The sequence below is a fragment of the Saliniramus fredricksonii genome (genome assembly GCF_900094735.1).
Lineage (GTDB): Bacteria > Pseudomonadota > Alphaproteobacteria > Rhizobiales > Beijerinckiaceae > Saliniramus > Saliniramus fredricksonii.
Genome location: NZ_FMBM01000003.1, coordinates 244,781 through 262,216, shown reverse-complemented (window position 1 = coordinate 262,216; position 17,436 = coordinate 244,781). Strand labels below are relative to the sequence as shown.

Below are 17,436 nucleotides of genomic sequence, written 5' to 3'. Positions count from 1 at the left end.
GCGCGGAGCGGCCTCAGCCGGGCTCGCGCGCGATTGCCTGTGCGACCTTGTCCTCCAGTTCCTGTGCCACGGCCTGTGCCACGGGATCCTCCGCGACCGCTTCGGGGCGAGCGGCGGCGCGCAGGGCGGCGATATGGGCATCAAGGAGCGCGGCGGGCGGTTTCGCGACGAAGCCGATCAGGCGTGACAGCGAGCCGGCGATACGCCCGATCAGCGGCTGGCCGAGATCAGCGGCGCAACCGCGCAGATCATGGGCAGCGCGCAGCAGGCGTTCACGCGCCTGAGCCCGCGGTCTGGCGCGCCACGCGGCGTGATGCTCGGTGAGCCGATCAAGAAAAGCCGGCAGCTGCGCGCGATGCTGACGGCGCACCTGTTCGAGGGCGCGCTCCGCCCGGCTGATGGCGGGCGTGGCGGCACGGTCGTAATCGCTGTCCATCACCAGCGCCTTGCGCGCGAGGCGGTTGGGATTGGCCACGATCTCGACCGTCTCGACCGTCTCGGCCTGATCGCCGGGTTTGCGTGGCGCGGGAATGATCTTCATGCCTGATCCCCCGGATGACCGGTCATGCCGTCATCGTCTTCGCGCGTGCGCCGCGCCTGCGGATCGGGGCGCTGCGGGCCGAAATAGCCCGGTGCCGCCACGAAGGGCCGCTGATCGACCGCGAGGCCGAGCAGCTTGTCGTAGAGCACGCGCGGCGTCACCGGCTTGACGAGATAATCGTTCACCCCCGCATCGCGCGCCGCCAGCACCCGCGCCCGCTCGGCATGCGCTGAGATCATCAGGATCGGCACGAAGGGGTCGGGGCTCGATTCACGATCGCGCATCCGGCGCGCCACGGCCAGCCCGTCGGGTGCGGGCATCTCCCAGTCGAGCAGGACGATGTCGGGGCACTCTTCATGGAACAGGGCGAGCGCGGTCTCGCCATCCGTCGCCTGATGGATCGCCTGCGTGCCGAACGCTTCCAGCATCGCCACGAGGGCGGCGCGCATATAGGCATTGTCCTCGGCGACGAGAATCGAGAGACGATCGAATTCAAGGCGCATGCCGTGCTCCCGTCAGACCCCGAACTGCTCACGCAGGATCCGCTCGTCCAGAGAGTGTCCGGGATCGTGCAGCATGACCAGATCGAGGGAGCGATCCATCGAGATTTCCACATGCGTGACGTCGCGAAACTCCGTGTGGTCGGCGACCGCCGCGACGGCGCGGTGACGCGGTTCGATGATCTCGACGGCGACCTTCGCGTAATTGGGCAGGAGCGCGCCGCGCCAGCGCCGCGGGCGAAAGGCGGAAATCGGCATCAATGTGAGCAGCGGCGCGTTCAGCGGCAGGATCGGCCCGCCGACGGAGAGATTGTAGGCGGTCGAGCCCGCCGGCGTGGCGACGAGCAGGCCGTCCGCGACCAGTTCGCCGAGCCGCTCCTTGCCGTCGATCGAGATGGCGAGCTTGGCCGCCTGGTGGGTCTCGCGCAGCATCGAGACCTCGTTGATGGCGCGTGCCGTATGCGTCTCGCCCTGGATGTCGCGCACGTTCAGCAAAAGCGGATGCACCACGGAGCGCTCGGCGGCGGCAAGGCGCTCCATCAGATCATCCTCGCTGAAATCGTTCATCAGGAAGCCGACCGAGCCACGATTCATGCCGTAGATCGGCTTGGCCGTGCCCATGAACTGGTGGAGCGTCTGCAGCATCAGCCCGTCGCCGCCCAGGGCGACGATGATATCGGCCTCCTCTGGTGCCACATGCGCATAGCGCGCGCTCAGGCGTGCATGCGCCAGCCGGGCTTCCTTCGCGGAGCTCGCCACGAAGGCGATGGTGGCGTCGCGCTGCATCCTGTCCCCCCGTCGCGCCCGGCCCGGGCAAGGTCCGGCGCTTTCCGGTCCCGGTCCGCCCCGGCGGGCTTGCCCCCGGTCGGGAGCCCTGTTTTCATCGTCGCGCAGCCTCTGCGGCTGCGTCATGCACCAATCAGGCCCGACGCCTCGGGCCGGCGATTCGCAAGAGGCATCATATGGATCAGCCGCTTTTCGTCTACACCACCTTTCCGGATGTGCAGACAGCCCGGCGCATTGCGGGGCTGCTCGTCGCGGAAAAGCTGTGTGCCTGCCTCAATCTGCTGCCGGGCATGCATGCGCTCTATCGCCATGACGGCGCCGTTGCCGAGGACACGGAAGTCGCCGCCATCGTCAAGACGCGCGCGGCTTTGGCCGATGCGGTTGAGGCGCGCATCCGGGACGCGCACCCCTATGACACGCCCGTCTTCTTCCGTATCGACGTCACGACGGCGGATGCAGCGACCCGGGCCTGGCTGATGGCCGAAACCGGGGCCACTTAAGCCATTCCTGCGACGCGATCCGGTATCAGCGGCTGCCCTCGAAACCACTGAGGAAGGCGGCGAGATTGTCGGGCAGCGCATCGCAGAGATAGCCGCCCTCCTGGACGAGTGCCGTCGGCAGGCCGGCTGAAGCGATCAGCCCGGCTGCGCGTTCGAAGCCCGGCGTTGTCACCCTGAGCGCACCGATGGGATCGTGCTCGGACGCATCGAGCCCCAGAGCCACGACGAGGGCATCGGGTGCGTATTCTGCAATACGGGCGAGCCCCTTTTCGATCGCGCCGTGAAAGGATGCGTCACCCTCGCCGTGCGGGAGGGGGAGATTGACGTTGTATCCAATCCCGGCGCCGGTGCCGGTTTCCTCTGCGTAACCCGCGTAATACGGGAAGTAGTTTGCCGGGTCGGCATGGATCGAGATCGTGAGCACATCGGCGGCTTCGTAGAAGATTCCCTGCGTGCCGTTGCCGTGATGCACATCGATATCGAGGATCGCGACCCTGGCCGGACGCCCCGTGCGGACGCTCATCCGCGCCTGCATGCGGCGCGCGGCGATGCCGGAATTGTTGAGAAAACAGAAGCCGCCTGCGGAATCGGCATAGGCATGGTGTCCCGGCGGGCGGCACAGGGCATAGGCGACGCCGTCTTCGAGCGCGGCATCGGCTGTTTCGACGGCGACCTGTGCGCCCGCATGGATCGCAGCCCATGTCCCTGCGCGGATCGGGGTCGAGGTGTCGGCCGTATGGTAACCCAGCAGCCCCAGCAGCCCATCGGGGCGCCTGTGCATGTGCGGGCGCGAGAAATGGCCCGAGAGCACCTCGTCTGCGACGCCTGGCAATTCGTGACGCCGGTCCCAGGTTTCGCGCAGAAAGGTGATGTAACCCGCATCATGCACGCAGAGTATTGGCTCGAGGCCATGATCACCGGGCTCGGATACATCGTGCGCTCTGCCGACCGCCTCTCGCAGGATCGCATAGCGGTCGGCCTGTTCGGGATGGGTGACGATGCTGCCGCGGCGGAAATACCGGTCGGGATCATGGCGGGCGGAGGCAGGGCTGTGGAAGACGCGCATGGTTTTTCGACACCGTTTCTCTTGGCAGAACGCCTTCCTGGCAGAACGCTTTCCTGGCAGGTCGACGCTATCGGCGAGCAGCCAAAAAAAGATCGCCGGGCAGGGCCCGGCGATCAATCGGTATTTTCGCACCATTGCCGGGGTAACACCGTCAGGCGGCACTCCGGCTTGCACGAAGCGGTGGGCATCGTCGTTCAGTCAGCCCGCTTCGACATGGCCTCGGCGGATTCCGTGCTCGCGAAGGTCTCGGCAATCTGGGCCAGATTGTCGAGCAACTTGCGTGACTTGATCTTGGAGGCCGAAACGATCAGGCGCTGCACGCCGTCATCGGCGAGAATGTCCTGACGCCCGGTTTCGCGGGGTTCGACATCGTCGGAGAAGCTGAAGAAGAATTCGATCGGCTGGTCGGTCGAGAGCGAAACCTGGTGCAGACGGCCTGCGCCGATGCGGTCCGTGCCGTTCTCATATTTCTGAATCTGCTGGTACGTCACGCCGATCATCTCGCCGAGCTTCTGTTGGCTCATCTTGGCGATCCGCCGTGCAAGACGCACCCGTTGTCCGACGAAACGGTCGATATCTGTGGGGCAACGCGTTGTCATGATTGCATCATCTTCTGGTTGAGAGTGGTGTTGTATACATAAGCCTGAAACTCTCGAATGTAAATGCTCCATGCATACATTTTGAAGCAATGTGTGGAAACGCTGGATTGGCAGACCTTTCTACCTTTGCGCCGTCAGCAACTGCGAAACTCTTCTTGAAAGCGAAATTTTCCTTCTAGTTCAGTCGGATACCAGACATTCGGCCATATTCACAAAGGTAAAGAAGCCACAAATTGAAACCAAAGGTAAGAGACTTTCCGCTATTGCATGTGCAATATTACACATGTTTCGATGCGCTATCATCTCGTCCCACAGTGCGAAGTTGAGAGGTGTCAGCACGAATCACCATCTTTGCCTGTGCGTCACCATGCCGGATTCCAGCCGATCGGCTTGCTGTTTGCTACGGGGTATTGCGTATAACCCAGCGGAAAACACCACTTCGGGTTCGCGTTACTCGAAAACGATCGCCGGCGCCTCTCGCCGGAATCCGCCGCTTTCCAGGTTTTCCCAAAGCGCCCCGGCAATGCCGCGATAGACTGTCGCAAACGGACCATCCGGCTGTAATGCGGTGACGGGCCGTCCGGCATCGGAGGTCTCGCGGATCGCCATGTTGAGCGGTACCTCGCCGAGGAAGGGCACGCCGAGCTTTTCTGCTTCGTCGCGCGCGCCGCCATGGCCGAAAATGTGCTCCACATGGCCGCAATTGGGACAGATATAGGTTGCCATGTTCTCGACAATGCCGAGAACCGGGATTTCGGTGCGCTGGAACATGGCGACGCCGCGTCGCGCATCGAGCAGGGCGAGATCCTGGGGCGTCGAGACGATGACGGCCCCCGATAACGGCGTGGCCTGGGCCATGGTCAGTTGCGCATCGCCTGTGCCCGGCGGCATGTCGACGATCATCACGTCGAGGTCGCCCCAGTTCACCTCACGCAGCATCTGGGTGATCGCCGACATGACCATGGGGCCGCGCCAGATCATCGGCGTCTCCTCGTCGACCATGAAGCCGATCGACATGACCTTGACGCCGTAATTCTCCAGCGGAACGATCTTCCGGTCCGGCCCCGCCTTCGGCTTGCCCGACAGCCCGAAGAGCTTGGGCATGGAGGGGCCGTAGATATCGGCATCCATCACCCCGACCCTCAAACCGAGCGCGGCGAGGCCCAGCGCGATGTTGCAGGCGGTCGTGGACTTGCCGACGCCGCCCTTGCCGGAGGCCACGGCGACCACGTGTTTCACGCCCTCGATCTTCTGGGCGCGGGCATTGGGAGAGGGGGTTTTGCGATTGCCGGGCTCGCGCAGGGGTTGGGCCGCCGCCGGCGCGTCACCGCTCTCGCCTGCGGGCCTGTCAGCGGTCAGGCTGACCAGCGCGCGGCTCACCCCGGGCATCGCCTCGACGCATTGCTGCGCCGCCTCGCGCACGGACGCCATGGCCTGCGCTTCCGTCTGATCGATGGCGATGGAAAAGGCGACGCGTTCGCCCTCGATCACGATCTGCGACAGCCGCCCGGAATCGGGCAGGCTCTGACCACCGGCGGGCAGGCGTATGGCCTTGAGGGCTTCGCGGATATCCTGAGCGGTGACCGGCACGGAAGACTCCCTTGTCTGTTGCAGTTCTGATTTAGCGCCCGATCGCCGCCGCCGTAAGGATCACCGTACGATTTTTCGCACCATATCAGTCCTTGCCCCGGTCCTGGGCGACTTTCCGGCCGCGAAAGAAGATGAACAGCCCCGCCCCCACGATGATCGCGGCGCCGGTGAGCATGGCGAGACGCGGGACATCGCCGAAGACGAGATAGCCGAAGATCACCGCCCAGAACAGCAGCGTATATTGAAACGGCGCGACCGTCGCGGCATCGGCGAGTTTCAGCGCCCGGTTGATGCACATATGCGCAAACATGGCGACGACGCCCAGAAGCGCGAGCAGCGCGAAATCGAATCCGTCCGGCATCACCCAGGTGACCGGCGCAAGCGCGAGACCCAGAAGCAGCGCACCGACGGTTTGCCAGAAGACCAGGGTGATGTCGGGTGTCGCTCGCAGCGATCGCCCGGTGAGCATCATGAAGGCGAAGGCGAAGCTGCCGGCAATGGCGACGAAGGCCGGCATGGTCAGGGTCGCGGCCGAGGGCTGGAGTGCGACGATCACGCCGATGAAACCGATCACGATCGCGCTCCAGCGCCGCCAGCCGACATGCTCGCCGAGGAAGATCGGCGACAGCGCCGCGACATAGATCGGCGCGGCGAGCCAGAAGGTCATCACATCGGCGAGCGGCAGATAGATCACCGCCGTGTAGAAGCAGAAGACCTCGAAAGTCGAGAAGGCCACGCGCGTCGCCTGCATGCGCGGTTGCTCCACGCGAAACAGGGGCGCGATGCCGCTGCGCCAGATCAGCGGCACGAGGATGAGAAGCGCGGCGGCGGAGCGGATCAGCAGCACCTGGCCGACAGAGTAGGTCGCGACCAGCCATTTGCCGAGCGTGTCGTTGACGACGAAGAGAAATATGCCGAAGAGCATCACCGCGATACCGAGCGCCGCGCTCGGCGTCGCGAGCGCCGTCCGCAGCCGCGCCAGTGCCCCCGTCATCAACCGTTTCCTCGACTTTCGGCGCCGGGTGATACCGCGCACCGGGTTTTATGCGAGTGTGCCGGGAAACGGGCGGGAAGGGAATGGGGATCACGCGCACGGCCCGATGCGGGGCCCCGCGCGCGACGGGATATCGCCTCAGGCGGAGCCTTCGATCAGCGCCTTCGCGAGCATGCAATGCACACCCTTGTTGCCGTTGACCACCTGGGTGATGCGCAGATCCGCCGCGAGGCTGCACAAGGTATAGGCGTCCTCGCGCGACAGCCCGGTGCGCGCGGTGATCTCGTTGATCATCTGGCGCAGGGCAATGACGACGCAATCATCGAGATCGGGATCGAAGGCCATGGTGATCAGATGCGTCGGCGTCTCGGCCATCGGCCAGTCGAGTGCCATGTCCGGCCGCGCGATGAGCGTGAATTGTCCGATCAGGCCGGTCTCGATCGCGGTGATGCAGACCTCGCCATCGCCCTGCGCACCATGCCCGTCGCCGACGGAGAAGTTGCCGCCATCGACGAAGCAGGGCAGGTAGAGCGTGGTGCCCGCCACGAGTTCCTTGTTGTCGAGATTGCCGCCATTGCGCCGGGGCGGCAGGGTCGAGAGCGCCCCCCAGGCCGGCGGCGGCGCCACCGCCATCACGCCGAAGAACGGAGCAAGCGGCAAGTCGAGCCCCCAGGGCAGGCGCCCGGTCATGCGCGCGCGATCGAGCGGGATGTGCATCAGCCGGTTCTCGGTGAAATCATCCGGCAGCGCGCCCTTCAGGGGGCCGAGCGTGTTGTAGCCCCAGTCGTAATGCAGATCGATCGCATCGATGCGCACTTCCAGCACCTGCCCGGCACGCAGGCCCGCCACCGCGACGGGGCCGGTGCAGATATGGCCCGGCAGGCGCGGTGTCATGGTGGCATGGATCGCCGGCAGGGCGTCGGGAATGGTGAAGCCCGCGTCCGGCATCACCTCGGGCGGGCCGGAAACGGTGGAGATGGTGACGCTCTCGCCGCTCGCAATGGTCAGGCGCGGCGCGAGCTGCGCATCGAAATAGCCCCAGTGAACGGTCTGCGGCGCTGCGTCCAGACGGTGCTGTGCCATGATATCCCTGCCTCGTATCTCCGGCGCCGCCCAGCCCGTGCGGATCAGGCGCGCGGGGCCGTCTCGGCGATGATGGCGAGCGCCTGGGCGCCCGGAATCGAACCGGCGGGCAGCGCATGCCAGTGGCCGTCATCGGTCAGCGCATCCGCCAGCATGGCCTTGTAGGCCCTGCGGGGAACTTCGTGAGCCCCGAATTGCGCCAGATGCGGTGTGACGAATTGCGTATCGAGCAGCTTGTAGCGCCCCCGGATCAACCGCGCGACGAGATGCACGAGGGCCACTTTCGACGCGTCACGCATGCGGTGGAACATGCTCTCGCCGAAGAACGCGCCCCCCAGATCGACCCCGTAGAGCCCGCCCACGAGATCCTCGCCGTGATAGACCTCGACTGTGTGGCAATAGCCCTGATCGTACAAGGCGCGGAAAAGAGTGCGGATACGGTGGTTGATCCAGGTCTTCTCGCGATCCGGTGCCGGCTCGGCGCAGCCGGCGATCACCGCGTCGAAATCATGATCGACGCGCACGGTGAAGACATCCGCGCGCACGGTGCGCGCGAGCCGGCGCGAGATCCGGAAATCGTCGAGGGGGATGATGCCGCGCTCATGCGGCTCGACCCAGAACAGGCCCGGATCGTCGGCGCCCTCGGCCATCGGGAAGATGCCGGCGGCATAGGCCTGCAGAACGATTTCCGGCGTGATCTCGACGATGCCGCTCATGCGCTGGATTTCCTCTCTCGCCCGCCGACCGGCGCCACGCTTCCCGCTGACGGGTCAGATATCCTCCAGGCCACCCTTTTCCAGGAATTGCTCGAGCCAGTGGATATCGTATAGCCCGTTCTGGACATCCTGGTTGCGCACCAGCGTGCGAAACAGCGGCAGCGTGGTATCGACACCCTCCACCACGAATTCGTCCAGCGCCCGGCGCAGCCGCATCATGCATTCGTTGCGGGTTCGCCCGTGCACGATCAGCTTGCCGACGAGCGAATCGTAATGCGGCGGGATCCGGTAGCCCTGATAGGCCGCGGAATCGACGCGCACGCCGAGCCCGCCAGGCGTATGGAACTGGCTGATTGTGCCCGGCGAGGGCCGGAAACTCGACGGATGCTCGGCATTGACGCGGCATTCGATGGCGTGGCCGAAAAGCGTGAGTTCCTCCTGCGCCACCGAGAGCGGTGCGCCGGCGGCGATGCGGATCTGCTCGTTGACGAGATCCACCCCGGTTATCATCTCCGTGACCGGATGCTCGACCTGGATGCGGGTGTTCATCTCGATGAAGTAGAATTCGCCGTTCTCATACAGGAACTCGATCGTGCCGGCGCCGCGATATTGCAACTCCTGCATGGCCCTGGCGCAGATTTCGCCGATGCGCGCGCGCTCTTCGTCATTGAGGGCGGGGGAGGGGCTTTCCTCCCAGACCTTCTGGTGGCGACGCTGCAGCGAGCAATCGCGCTCGCCGAGATGGATGGCGTCGCCCTTGCCGTCGCCGAGAATCTGGATCTCGATATGGCGCGGCTTCTCCAGATATTTCTCCATATAGACCGCATCGTCGCCGAAAGCCGCTGCGGCTTCCGTGCGCGCCGTCGTATAGGCGTGTTCGAGTTCGCTGGCGTCACGCGCGACCTTCATGCCGCGCCCACCGCCGCCGGATGCCGCCTTGATCAGCACCGGATAGCCGATCCCTGCGGCGATGCTCACGGCGTCTTCCGCCGTCTCGATGCCACCCTCGGAACCCGGTACGCAGGGAATGCCGAGGCGCTTCGCGGTGCGCTTGGCCTCGATCTTGTCGCCCATGATGCGGATATGTTCGGCCTTTGGGCCGATGAAGGCAATGTTGTGATCCGACAGCACCTCGGCGAAACCGGCATTCTCCGAGAGGAAGCCGTATCCCGGATGCACCGCATCCGCGCCGGTGATCTCGCAGGCGGCGATCAGCGCGGGGACGTTGAGATAGGAATCGCGCGCCGCCGGCGGGCCGATGCACACGCTCTCATCGGCGAGGCGCACATGCATGGCATCCGCATCCGCCGTGGAATGGACCGCGACCGTGGCGATGCCGAGTTCCTTGGCCGCGCGCAGGATGCGCAGTGCGATTTCGCCGCGATTGGCGATCAGGATTTTATCGAACATGGCGCCTCACTCGATGATGAGCAGGGGTTCGCCGTATTCGACCGGCTGCCCGTCCTCGAACAGGATGGCCGTGACGGTGCCGGCATGCGGAGCGACAATGTCGTTGAAGGTCTTCATCGCCTCGACCAGAAGCAGCTTGTCGCCCGTCTCCACATGCTGGCCGATTTCAATGAAGGGCTTGGCGTCGGGAGACGCGCGCCGATAGGCGGTGCCGACCATGGGCGAGGGTACCATGCCGGGATGGTCCTTCGGATTGAGCGCCGGGACCGGGGCCGGATCTGGCCTGGCTTCGACGGGCGCGCTTGTCGCAGGCGCGGGAGCCGGGACCGGGGCGGGGGCATGGACCGCCTGCGTGATCTGGCGCGCCACGCGGATGCGCAGATCCCCTTTTTCGACCTCGATCTCGGTCAGATCCGTTTCCGAAATCAATCCGGCGAGCTCTCGCACGAGTTCGGGATCGAAGGGGTTTTTCGTGGCCATTCTCTTCAAACTCCAGTCGGACCGCGTGGTGTCGATTCAGGTCTGTGATGCGCCGGCAGCGGCGGTGAGGGCATCGAATCCCAGGATGTAGCCGGTCTTGCCAAAGCCGCAGATCACCCCCGCGCAAACGGGTGCAATCATGGATTTGTGGCGGAATGCCTCGCGGGCATAGACGTTGGAGAGGTGAATTTCCACCACTTTCGCGCCACTGCCGCTGATCGCGTCGCGCAGGGCGATCGAGCTATGGGTATAGGCGCCGGCATTCAAGAGCACCCCCGCCCCGACGAGCCCCGCTTCCTGCACCCAGCTCACCAGATCACCCTCATGGTTGGATTGTCGGCAGGTGAGCGTGACCCCGCGCGCCGTTGCGTGCGCCTGCAGCATCGCCTCGATATCGGCCAGCGTGTCCGCCCCGTAGATCTGCGGCTCGCGCTGACCGAGCAGGTTCAGATTGGGGCCGTTGATGAGGAAAATTGCGGTCATGCTGGCGTTACGGGCTCCGGGGGCGGCTCTGCGCGCAAGGGCGCGCGAACCCGCACGCCGACCTGCGCGCTCTCCATAACCCCTGAAACGCTTTCCGAAAAGGGTTTTTCGCCGCAAAGCCGCACCACCGCGCCGCCATCCCGCTGTTTCTCGCGGGACGGGCGGGGCCTCAACCGGCCTGCAGCGATCACCGTGACGGCATCACTCAGCGCTTGATTTCGATCTCCACGAAGACGATCGGCGCATTCGAATTGTTCACGATGTTGTGTTCCGTGCCACAGGCACGCGCATAGCTCTCACCGGTCCGGATCTCGTAATCGCGCTCGCCTTCACTATCGACAACGGTGAGCATGCCACCCTGTACCGGTACGACCGCATACGGCCAGGCATGACGGTGCCAGCCTGTTTCCGTTGCAGGCGCAAAGGTCCAGCGGGTGATGCGCATCCTGTCGTCCTCGGCCTGCAATTCCGATACTGCCTTTTGCATGCTGTCTCCTCCTCACATACCGATGGGTGCCGAACCCGTTTCGCGGCAGGCTTTCGTGACATCTTGTGAACGCTTCAGATTACCAAAAGTTCATGCCCCGGTGAAACCCGCGTAAGCCGCCATACGTAGATTGCGGAGGAACGAATTCGTCAGATCGACCTCAACGGAGAGAGAAACCGTATGCAGATCAAATCCTTTACCCGCAATAACCTCGGCATCGCAACCGCTGCGGCGCTCGGCGCTCTGGTAGCGGGGTCCGGGATCGGCCTCGTCGGCAGCTACGCGCAGGCTGGCGCCGAGCCCTTGCGTCTCGAAGAGCCCGTCCGGATGCCCTCTTTCGCCGATGTCGTCGAGCGCGTCAGTCCTGCCGTGGTCTCGGTGCGCGTGACCATCGAGCCCGAGCAGGCCGAGCGCAGTGAGACGCGGCGCGGTCCGCGCGGCGGGCCGGGCCAGCAATTCGGCATGCCCGACATCGATCCCGACCATCCGCTCTACGAGTTCTTTCGTCGTTTCGAGGAATTCGGCTTCGGTCCCGGGCCGCGCGGAGGGGAGCCTGCGCCCCAGCGTCCGCCGCGTCGTGCCGCATCCCAGGGCTCGGGCTTCTTCATCTCAGGTGACGGCTACGTGGTCACCAATGATCACGTCGTGCGCAACGCCACCACGGTGGAGGTCATGCTCGATGACGGGAGCAGTTTCGAGGCCGAAGTGGTCGGCAACGATCCGCGCACGGATCTCGCCTTGCTCAAGATCGATGCCCCCGAACAGGATTTCCCTTATCTGAACCTGGCCGATGAGCGAAGCCGCATCGGCGACTGGGTCGTGGCGATCGGCAATCCGTTCGGACTGGGCGGGAGCGTGACGGCCGGTATCATCTCGGGAGAGGCGCGGGATATCGGTGCTGGCCCATATGATGAATTCCTGCAGATCGACGCCCCGATCAATCGCGGCAATTCCGGTGGCCCGACCTTCAATCTGGCCGGTGAGGTCGTCGGTGTGAATACGGCGATCTTCTCGCCCTCGGGTGGCAATATCGGCATCGCCTTCGCCATTCCCGCCCATGTCACCAGCAACGTTGTGACTGCGTTGATGGAACAGGGTGAGGTGGTCCGGGGTTATCTCGGCGTGCAGATCCAGCCGGTGACACAGGAAATCGCCGAGGCCATGGGTCGGGACGATACGCAGGGCGCGCTCGTGGCTCAGCCACAGCCGGACAGCCCCGCCGACGAAGCCGGGCTCGAATCCGGCGATATCATCCTCTCGGTGGATGGCGAAAGCATCGCCGACCACCGGGCGCTGTCTCGGCGGATCGCCGATATCGATCCGGGGACGGCGATCACGCTGGAGATCGTGCGGCGCGGCGACGTGCGCGAAATCAGTGTCGAGATCGGGCGTCTCAGCGACGCCTGATCCGAGGAGGTCGGGCCGCAATCCGGGATCATGCCCCCCAGCCCCCGGTGCGCGGCCCGGCCCTGCTTCAAGCGCTGTCGCAAACGGATGCGCCTTTGCTATCATGATCGCATGAAGATACTCATCATCGAAGACGATCGCGAGGCTGCGCGCTATCTCGCCAAGGGTCTGCGCGAGGCGGGCCACGGGGTCGACGTCGCCCATGACGGGCTCGACGGCTATGCGCTCGCTGAAGCGGGCGACCACGACGTGCTGATCGTCGATCGCATGCTGCCCAAGCTCGACGGTCTGTCGCTGATCCGTTCCCTGCGCGAGCAGTCCATCACCACGCCGGTGCTGATCCTCTCCGCGCTCGGGCAGGTGGATGACCGGGTCAAGGGGTTGCGCGCGGGCGGGGATGATTATCTGCCCAAGCCCTATGCCTTCTCCGAACTGCTCGCCCGGATCGAGGTGCTCGCCCGGCGCGGTTCCGGCAAGGCGGAAGCGGAGCCGACGCGGTTCACGGTCGGTGATCTCGTCCTCGACAGACTCTCGCGCTCGGTCGCGCGTGCGGGGCAGGCCATCGATCTGCAGCCGCGCGAGTTTCGCCTGCTGGAATACCTGATGCGTCATGCCGGCCAGGTGGTGACGCGCACGATGCTTCTGGAGAATGTCTGGGATTATCATTTCGATCCGCAGACCAATGTCATCGACGTGCATGTCTCGCGCCTGCGCGGGAAGATCGATCGCGGTTTCGACCACGCCATGATCCAGACCATACGCGGCGCCGGCTACATGCTGCGCGATCCGGCGAAGGACGGCTGAGTGCGCGCCTTCCTCGACAGTCTCGCCAAGCTTCTGCGCACGAGTGCCTTCAAGCTCTCGGCCTTCTACCTCGTGATGTTTGCGGTGACGATCTTCCTCACTTTGGGCTACGTCACATGGAACGCCCAGCGCCTCGTCACCCAGCAGATGGTTTCCACGATCGAGGCGGAAATCACCGGGCTCGCCGAGCAGTTCGAACGTGGCGGGCTGCCGCAACTGGTGCGGACCGTGAACCGTCGCTCGCGCAGCCCCTCCGCCTCGCTCTACCTGATCACGACCCGCACCGGACGCCCCGTCGCCGGCAATGTCGAGGCGGTTTCCCCGCGCCTGCTGGCGCAGCCGGGTCAGCATCGTATCCGTTACGAACGGGTGAGCGGCGCGGACGGGATGCGGATCCACCGGGCATTGGTGCGGGTCTACCACCTGCCCGGTGGCAATCGCCTGCTCGTTGGGCGTGACATCGAAGAGAACGAGCGCATGCGCGACGTGGTGCGCCGCGCATTCATCTGGTCGCTCTTCTGGGTCTTTCTGTTCGGCGGCGTCGGCGGCTGGATCGTGGCCAAGCGTCTGCTTGGGCGGGTCGAGGCGATGACCTCGACGACACGCTCGATCATGGCCGGCGATCTCGGCGGGCGCCTCGCCATTGCGGGGACGGGCGACGAACTCGACCGGCTGGCCGAGAGCCTGAACACCATGCTCGGGCGGATCGAGGAACTGATGGCGGGAATGCGGCAGGTCTCCGACAACATCGCCCATGATCTCAAGACACCGCTCAACCGCCTGCGCAACCGCGCCGACGACGCCCTGCGCGAGGCACGCACACCGGAGGAATTGCGTGCCGCGCTGGAAGGGGCGATCGAGGAGAGCGACAATCTGATCCGCGTGTTCGACGCACTGCTGATGATCGCGCGGCTCGAAGCCGGCAATGCCGGGGATCTGGTGCGCGACTTCGATGCTTCCGATATCGCCACCGATGTCGCCGAACTCTATGATGCCGTCGTCGAGGAAGCCGGCATGCGGCTTGATGCGCAGATCGCGCCGGATCTGCCGTTGCGCGGCTCGCCGGAACTGCTGGCGCAGGCCTTGACCAATCTCATCGACAACGCTCTGAAATATGCCGCTCCGGATGGTGATGACGATGGGCAAGCAGTCATCCGCCTCGTCGCGGAGCGCGACGGCGCACGGGTGCGTATCAGCCTGCGCGATCATGGGCCGGGCATTCCCGAGGAAGAGTGCGAGCGGGTGCTGGGGCGCTTCATCCGCCTCGAGCATTCCCGCAACCGCCCCGGTTTCGGCCTCGGTCTCTCCCTCGTCGCGGCGGTGGCGCGGCTGCACGGCGGCACATTGCGGCTGGAGGAGGGCGCGCCGGGGCTCGTTGCGGTGCTGGATCTGCCGGCGGCGGGCCGATCGTGAAGATGCCGACCGTCAGGCGGGCCACTCCAGAGCCAGGTCGTCCTCGTCTTCGCCGCGAGGCCTGAACGGATATTCGCATCTGTGCAATGGGTGCCTCACCCGGCAGGACGACATCATCCAGGTCTGTCCAGGTCTGTCCAACTCTGTCCGGGTCTGTCCGGGTTTGAGGCCTTCCGATCGGAGCTGACCAGTTTCCCGGTGCCTGCCCGCCGCGCGGCCTCGCGGATCATCAGGCCGGCAAACCCGAAGCCGCTTCGTTTGCAGAGATCTGGACCGGTCCGCAACGCCACCCGTGGTTCCGCTTTCAGTTCAAGCGGGCGGCTTCCAGCGTCGCGCGCAAGTCGCGCTGGAAGGCAGCCGTGTTGGCCTGCGCATCCTCGATGGCTTCCGCGACCAGTTTCTTCTGGGCCGTGGTGACGTCGTCGAGATCGCGTGAGGCCGTGAGGCTGCGCATGAATTCCTGCTGATGCGCGATCCAGCGGGTCATGCAGGCATTCATGCCGAGGGCGCAGGCCATCGGCATGTCGAACATGGTGACGCGCCAGTAATGCATCATCACGGGCGCGATCCCCATCGGATCAAAGCCGGTTTCATTCCTCTTGCTGCTCGGCATGACGGTTTCCTCAAGGCGCTGGCATCGACATTCCGACTGCAGTTTCGATGCCAATTATGACACCGTGATGTTTGCCGCGTCGGGGACGGATCGACTTCGCGTTGCGCCCATGCCGGCAACCCTCGCCGCAACCTTTGCCGCAACCCTTTTCTCAACAGGTCCCGGCGAAGGCGGCGAGCTCGGCATCGAAGCGGGCCTGATCCTCGATGAAGGGCATATGGCCAACATCCGCGTACCACGAGATGCGCGCATTCGGAGCAACCCCTGCCGCTTCGCTGGTCATTTGCGGCATGATCACCGTATCGGCGGCGCCATGGCTGAACAGGGCCGGTTTGCTCAGGTCGGCCAGAACGGGCCGGTAATCGGCCTCGCGTGCGCTCACGGCGCGGCGCACATCCGCGCGCACCAGCATGTTGAAGGCGATGAAGCGCTCGATCGTCGCTTGCGGGATCGGCCTGACCGCGCAGGCATGGACGAAATCGATCATGCCGTAGAGCGCCTTCACCGGATCCTTCGACATGCCCTTCGCGGCGTATCTGACGAAAGTCTCGCCCGTATAGGGGCCGATATAATCCTTGCCGATGACCAGCGCCGCGCCGACGAAATTCACGCCACCGAGGCCAGCATCACCGTATTTGCGCAGGTAATCGGCAAGGACGAGCCCGCCATAGGACCAGGCGACGACGATCGGCGCAGCCAGCCCGAGCTGGTCGATCACGCCATGCAGATCATCCGCCCAGACTTCGCCATCGGCGTAATATTGTGCGCCGGCGGGCGCGTCGGAAGCGCCGTGGCCGCGCAGATCGACGCCGATCAGATCATGTGTCTGCGCGAGGGGGCCGTCATATTGCTGCGCGAAGGCGAGGTGATGTTGCGACCAGCCATGCAGGAAGACGATCGGTCTTCCGTCGCGGTTTCCGTAGCGGCGTACATGCAGTGCCAGGCCGCCACCGCCCCGGATCTCGTATGCTTCCATGGTCTTCCTCCGCACAGTGTTTGATTTTTTGCTGCTTGTGCGATGTTGCAAGCGGACGCGCAAGTCGAATCTCCACGCGTTTATCCACGGCTTCGTCGCCTCATGATGACCCGCATGAATTGCTGCGCTGCAATATGTGAAGTGCCGAAAACTTGGGCAGCCTATTGCGTCGGCGGACAGTTGACCGGCTTTGCCCGGACCCGTAGAAATCCAGATAAAGCGTGGCTGAAGGCCGTGGCTTTGTATGACAGGGAGGATTTATTTGATGAAGAACAGCACCATTCTTCGCCGTACGCTTCTGGCATCGGCAATGGTCGGGGCGGTCGCCATCGCGATGCCGACCTCGCAGGCCCAGGCCCAGGATCAGAGCTTCCTGCTCTCGACGGCCTCGACCGGCGGCACCTATTATCCGGTGGGCGTTGCGATTGCGACGCTGATCAAGACGCGTCTCCAGCCGACCGAGGGCATCGATCTCTCGGCGATCAGCTCTGCCGGCTCGGGCGAGAATGTCCGCCTGCTGCGTGAAGGCGAAGTCGATTTCGCGATTCTGCAAGGCCTGTTCGGCGCCTATGCCAGCAACGGGACGGGCCCGCTCGAGGAAGAAGGGCCGCAGGAGAATCTGCGCTCCATCACCGGCTTGTGGCAGAATACCGAGCATTTCGTGATGCGCTCATCGGATGTCGAGAGCGGCACCATCGCGGATATGGCGAATGTGATGGGCGAGCCCGTTTCGATGGGTGCGCAGGGCTCCGGCACGCTCGGTTCCAATACCGTTCTGATGGGTAATCTCGGCATGCCGCTCGACGAATACGAGCTGGTCTATATGGGTTACAACCCTTCCGCCGACGCGCTGCAGAACAACCAGATCGTCGCGATGTCGACCCCTGGCGGCGTTCCCGTGGCCCAAGTTGAACAGTTGAATTGGACGAAGCGGGAACATTTTTCCGTAAGCCATTGATGTTATTGAGGTGGGGTCGGTGGGCGTCAG

General features: G+C 64.6%; 20 protein-coding genes. 5 read left to right on the top strand and 15 right to left on the bottom strand.

Annotation, left to right across the window (positions count from 1 at the left end; translation table 11 throughout):
• Positions 1 to 13 precede the first annotated feature (13 nt).
• Genes GA0071312_RS18530 through GA0071312_RS18520 form a run of 3 tightly spaced genes read right to left on the bottom strand, consistent with a single transcriptional unit; the run spans position 14 to position 1,827 of the window.
• Positions 14 to 541, bottom strand: coding sequence for a hypothetical protein (locus GA0071312_RS18530; protein WP_074446502.1), 528 nt, complete (start codon positions 539 to 541; stop codon positions 14 to 16).
• Complete coding sequence (locus GA0071312_RS18525) at positions 538 to 1,044, bottom strand: response regulator (RefSeq protein ID WP_074446501.1); 507 nt, start codon at positions 1,042 to 1,044, stop codon at positions 538 to 540. The genes GA0071312_RS18530 and GA0071312_RS18525 overlap by 4 nt, the downstream gene beginning before the upstream one ends.
• A 12-nt stretch (positions 1,045 to 1,056) precedes the next feature.
• Complete coding sequence (locus GA0071312_RS18520; protein WP_074446500.1) at positions 1,057 to 1,827, bottom strand: NAD kinase; 771 nt, start codon at positions 1,825 to 1,827, stop codon at positions 1,057 to 1,059.
• 176 nt (positions 1,828 to 2,003) lie between these two features.
• Here GA0071312_RS18520 and cutA point away from each other — a divergent pair, with 176 nt between their 5' ends.
• On the top strand, positions 2,004 to 2,327 hold the full coding sequence (cutA, locus tag GA0071312_RS18515) for a divalent-cation tolerance protein CutA (RefSeq protein ID WP_074446499.1): 324 nt from the start codon (positions 2,004 to 2,006) through the stop codon (positions 2,325 to 2,327).
• 25 nt (positions 2,328 to 2,352) lie between these two features.
• On the opposite strand, the gene GA0071312_RS18510 is transcribed toward cutA, so the two are convergent.
• From GA0071312_RS18510 to GA0071312_RS18465, 10 genes are all read right to left on the bottom strand, one after another.
• Positions 2,353 to 3,393: a histone deacetylase family protein gene (locus GA0071312_RS18510; protein ID WP_074446498.1), complete on the bottom strand. Its 1,041-nt coding sequence runs from the start codon at positions 3,391 to 3,393 to the stop codon at positions 2,353 to 2,355.
• A 194-nt stretch (positions 3,394 to 3,587) separates the two neighbouring features.
• Complete coding sequence (locus tag GA0071312_RS18505; RefSeq protein WP_074446497.1) at positions 3,588 to 3,992, bottom strand: helix-turn-helix domain-containing protein; 405 nt, start codon at positions 3,990 to 3,992, stop codon at positions 3,588 to 3,590.
• Positions 3,993 to 4,442: 450 nt separating this feature from the next.
• Entirely contained in the window at positions 4,443 to 5,582 is a 1,140-nt protein-coding gene (locus GA0071312_RS18500) for an Mrp/NBP35 family ATP-binding protein (protein WP_074446496.1), read from the bottom strand.
• Between the two features lie 85 nt (positions 5,583 to 5,667).
• Positions 5,668 to 6,576, bottom strand: a complete 909-nt coding sequence (locus tag GA0071312_RS18495; protein ID WP_074446495.1) for a DMT family transporter — start codon at positions 6,574 to 6,576, stop codon at positions 5,668 to 5,670.
• 138 nt (positions 6,577 to 6,714) lie between these two features.
• Positions 6,715 to 7,659: an acetamidase/formamidase family protein gene (locus tag GA0071312_RS18490; protein ID WP_074446494.1), complete on the bottom strand. Its 945-nt coding sequence runs from the start codon at positions 7,657 to 7,659 to the stop codon at positions 6,715 to 6,717.
• Between the two features lie 44 nt (positions 7,660 to 7,703).
• A complete protein-coding gene (aat, locus tag GA0071312_RS18485; RefSeq protein WP_074446493.1) occupies positions 7,704 to 8,375 on the bottom strand; it encodes a leucyl/phenylalanyl-tRNA--protein transferase in 672 nt (223 codons plus the stop codon).
• 54 nt (positions 8,376 to 8,429) lie between these two features.
• Positions 8,430 to 9,785, bottom strand: a complete 1,356-nt coding sequence (gene accC / locus GA0071312_RS18480) for an acetyl-CoA carboxylase biotin carboxylase subunit (RefSeq protein WP_074446492.1) — start codon at positions 9,783 to 9,785, stop codon at positions 8,430 to 8,432.
• A 6-nt stretch (positions 9,786 to 9,791) separates the two neighbouring features.
• Positions 9,792 to 10,265 carry an acetyl-CoA carboxylase biotin carboxyl carrier protein gene (gene accB / locus GA0071312_RS18475; protein ID WP_074446491.1) on the bottom strand — a complete coding sequence of 158 codons (474 nt, stop codon included), beginning with the start codon at positions 10,263 to 10,265 and terminating at the stop codon, positions 9,792 to 9,794.
• A gap of 36 nt (positions 10,266 to 10,301) precedes the next feature.
• The gene (aroQ, locus tag GA0071312_RS18470; RefSeq protein WP_074446490.1) at positions 10,302 to 10,748 is read right to left on the bottom strand and encodes a type II 3-dehydroquinate dehydratase; all 447 of its coding nucleotides are present in this window, start codon (positions 10,746 to 10,748) and stop codon (positions 10,302 to 10,304) included.
• Positions 10,749 to 10,953: 205 nt separating this feature from the next.
• Positions 10,954 to 11,235 carry a cupin domain-containing protein gene (locus GA0071312_RS18465; protein WP_074446489.1) on the bottom strand — a complete coding sequence of 94 codons (282 nt, stop codon included), beginning with the start codon at positions 11,233 to 11,235 and terminating at the stop codon, positions 10,954 to 10,956.
• A gap of 180 nt (positions 11,236 to 11,415) precedes the next feature.
• On the opposite strand from GA0071312_RS18465, the gene GA0071312_RS18460 reads away from it, so the two are divergent.
• The 3 genes from GA0071312_RS18460 to GA0071312_RS18450 all read left to right on the top strand — a co-directional run bounded on the left by GA0071312_RS18460 (position 11,416) and on the right by GA0071312_RS18450 (position 14,859).
• Positions 11,416 to 12,642, top strand: coding sequence for a trypsin-like peptidase domain-containing protein (locus tag GA0071312_RS18460; protein WP_074446488.1), 1,227 nt, complete (start codon positions 11,416 to 11,418; stop codon positions 12,640 to 12,642).
• 111 nt (positions 12,643 to 12,753) lie between these two features.
• A complete protein-coding gene (locus GA0071312_RS18455) occupies positions 12,754 to 13,446 on the top strand; it encodes a response regulator transcription factor (protein WP_074446604.1) in 693 nt (230 codons plus the stop codon).
• Positions 13,447 to 14,859: a sensor histidine kinase gene (locus GA0071312_RS18450; protein ID WP_074446487.1), complete on the top strand. Its 1,413-nt coding sequence runs from the start codon at positions 13,447 to 13,449 to the stop codon at positions 14,857 to 14,859.
• Between the two features lie 304 nt (positions 14,860 to 15,163).
• Here the strand turns inward: GA0071312_RS18450 and GA0071312_RS18445 are convergent, their stop codons facing one another.
• Together GA0071312_RS18445 and GA0071312_RS18440 are read right to left on the bottom strand one after the other, a co-directional pair.
• Entirely contained in the window at positions 15,164 to 15,472 is a 309-nt protein-coding gene (locus GA0071312_RS18445) for a hypothetical protein (RefSeq protein ID WP_074446486.1), read from the bottom strand.
• Between the two features lie 151 nt (positions 15,473 to 15,623).
• Positions 15,624 to 16,448 (bottom strand): alpha/beta fold hydrolase, encoded by an 825-nt coding sequence (locus GA0071312_RS18440; RefSeq protein WP_074446485.1) that lies wholly within the window; start codon positions 16,446 to 16,448, stop codon positions 15,624 to 15,626.
• 265 nt (positions 16,449 to 16,713) lie between these two features.
• On the opposite strand from GA0071312_RS18440, the gene GA0071312_RS18435 reads away from it, so the two are divergent.
• On the top strand, positions 16,714 to 17,406 hold the full coding sequence (locus GA0071312_RS18435; RefSeq protein ID WP_074446484.1) for a TAXI family TRAP transporter solute-binding subunit: 693 nt from the start codon (positions 16,714 to 16,716) through the stop codon (positions 17,404 to 17,406).
• Positions 17,407 to 17,436: the final 30 nt, after the last annotated feature.

Excerpts from the sequence above, each read along its gene's own strand:
- aroQ (WP_074446490.1), bottom strand. The coding sequence starts at position 10,748 with ATGACCGCAATTTTCCTCATCAACGGCCCCAATCTGAACCTGCTCGGT.
- GA0071312_RS18440 (WP_074446485.1), bottom strand. The coding sequence starts at position 16,448 with ATGGAAGCATACGAGATCCGGGGCGGTGGCGGCCTGGCACTGCATGTA.
- GA0071312_RS18530 (WP_074446502.1), bottom strand. The coding sequence starts at position 541 with ATGAAGATCATTCCCGCGCCACGCAAACCCGGCGATCAGGCCGAGACG.
- accB (WP_074446491.1), bottom strand. The coding sequence starts at position 10,265 with ATGGCCACGAAAAACCCCTTCGATCCCGAACTCGTGCGAGAGCTCGCC.
- GA0071312_RS18505 (WP_074446497.1), bottom strand. The coding sequence starts at position 3,992 with ATGACAACGCGTTGCCCCACAGATATCGACCGTTTCGTCGGACAACGG.
- GA0071312_RS18465 (WP_074446489.1), bottom strand. The coding sequence starts at position 11,235 with ATGCAAAAGGCAGTATCGGAATTGCAGGCCGAGGACGACAGGATGCGC.
- aat (WP_074446493.1), bottom strand. The coding sequence starts at position 8,375 with ATGAGCGGCATCGTCGAGATCACGCCGGAAATCGTTCTGCAGGCCTAT.
- GA0071312_RS18445 (WP_074446486.1), bottom strand. The coding sequence starts at position 15,472 with ATGCCGAGCAGCAAGAGGAATGAAACCGGCTTTGATCCGATGGGGATC.
- GA0071312_RS18490 (WP_074446494.1), bottom strand. The coding sequence starts at position 7,659 with ATGGCACAGCACCGTCTGGACGCAGCGCCGCAGACCGTTCACTGGGGC.
- GA0071312_RS18520 (WP_074446500.1), bottom strand. The coding sequence starts at position 1,827 with ATGCAGCGCGACGCCACCATCGCCTTCGTGGCGAGCTCCGCGAAGGAA.
- GA0071312_RS18455 (WP_074446604.1), top strand. The coding sequence starts at position 12,754 with ATGAAGATACTCATCATCGAAGACGATCGCGAGGCTGCGCGCTATCTC.
- GA0071312_RS18435 (WP_074446484.1), top strand. The coding sequence starts at position 16,714 with ATGAAGAACAGCACCATTCTTCGCCGTACGCTTCTGGCATCGGCAATG.
- cutA (WP_074446499.1), top strand. The coding sequence starts at position 2,004 with ATGGATCAGCCGCTTTTCGTCTACACCACCTTTCCGGATGTGCAGACA.
- GA0071312_RS18525 (WP_074446501.1), bottom strand. The coding sequence starts at position 1,044 with ATGCGCCTTGAATTCGATCGTCTCTCGATTCTCGTCGCCGAGGACAAT.
- GA0071312_RS18510 (WP_074446498.1), bottom strand. The coding sequence starts at position 3,393 with ATGCGCGTCTTCCACAGCCCTGCCTCCGCCCGCCATGATCCCGACCGG.
- GA0071312_RS18460 (WP_074446488.1), top strand. The coding sequence starts at position 11,416 with ATGCAGATCAAATCCTTTACCCGCAATAACCTCGGCATCGCAACCGCT.
- accC (WP_074446492.1), bottom strand. The coding sequence starts at position 9,785 with ATGTTCGATAAAATCCTGATCGCCAATCGCGGCGAAATCGCACTGCGC.
- GA0071312_RS18495 (WP_074446495.1), bottom strand. The coding sequence starts at position 6,576 with ATGACGGGGGCACTGGCGCGGCTGCGGACGGCGCTCGCGACGCCGAGC.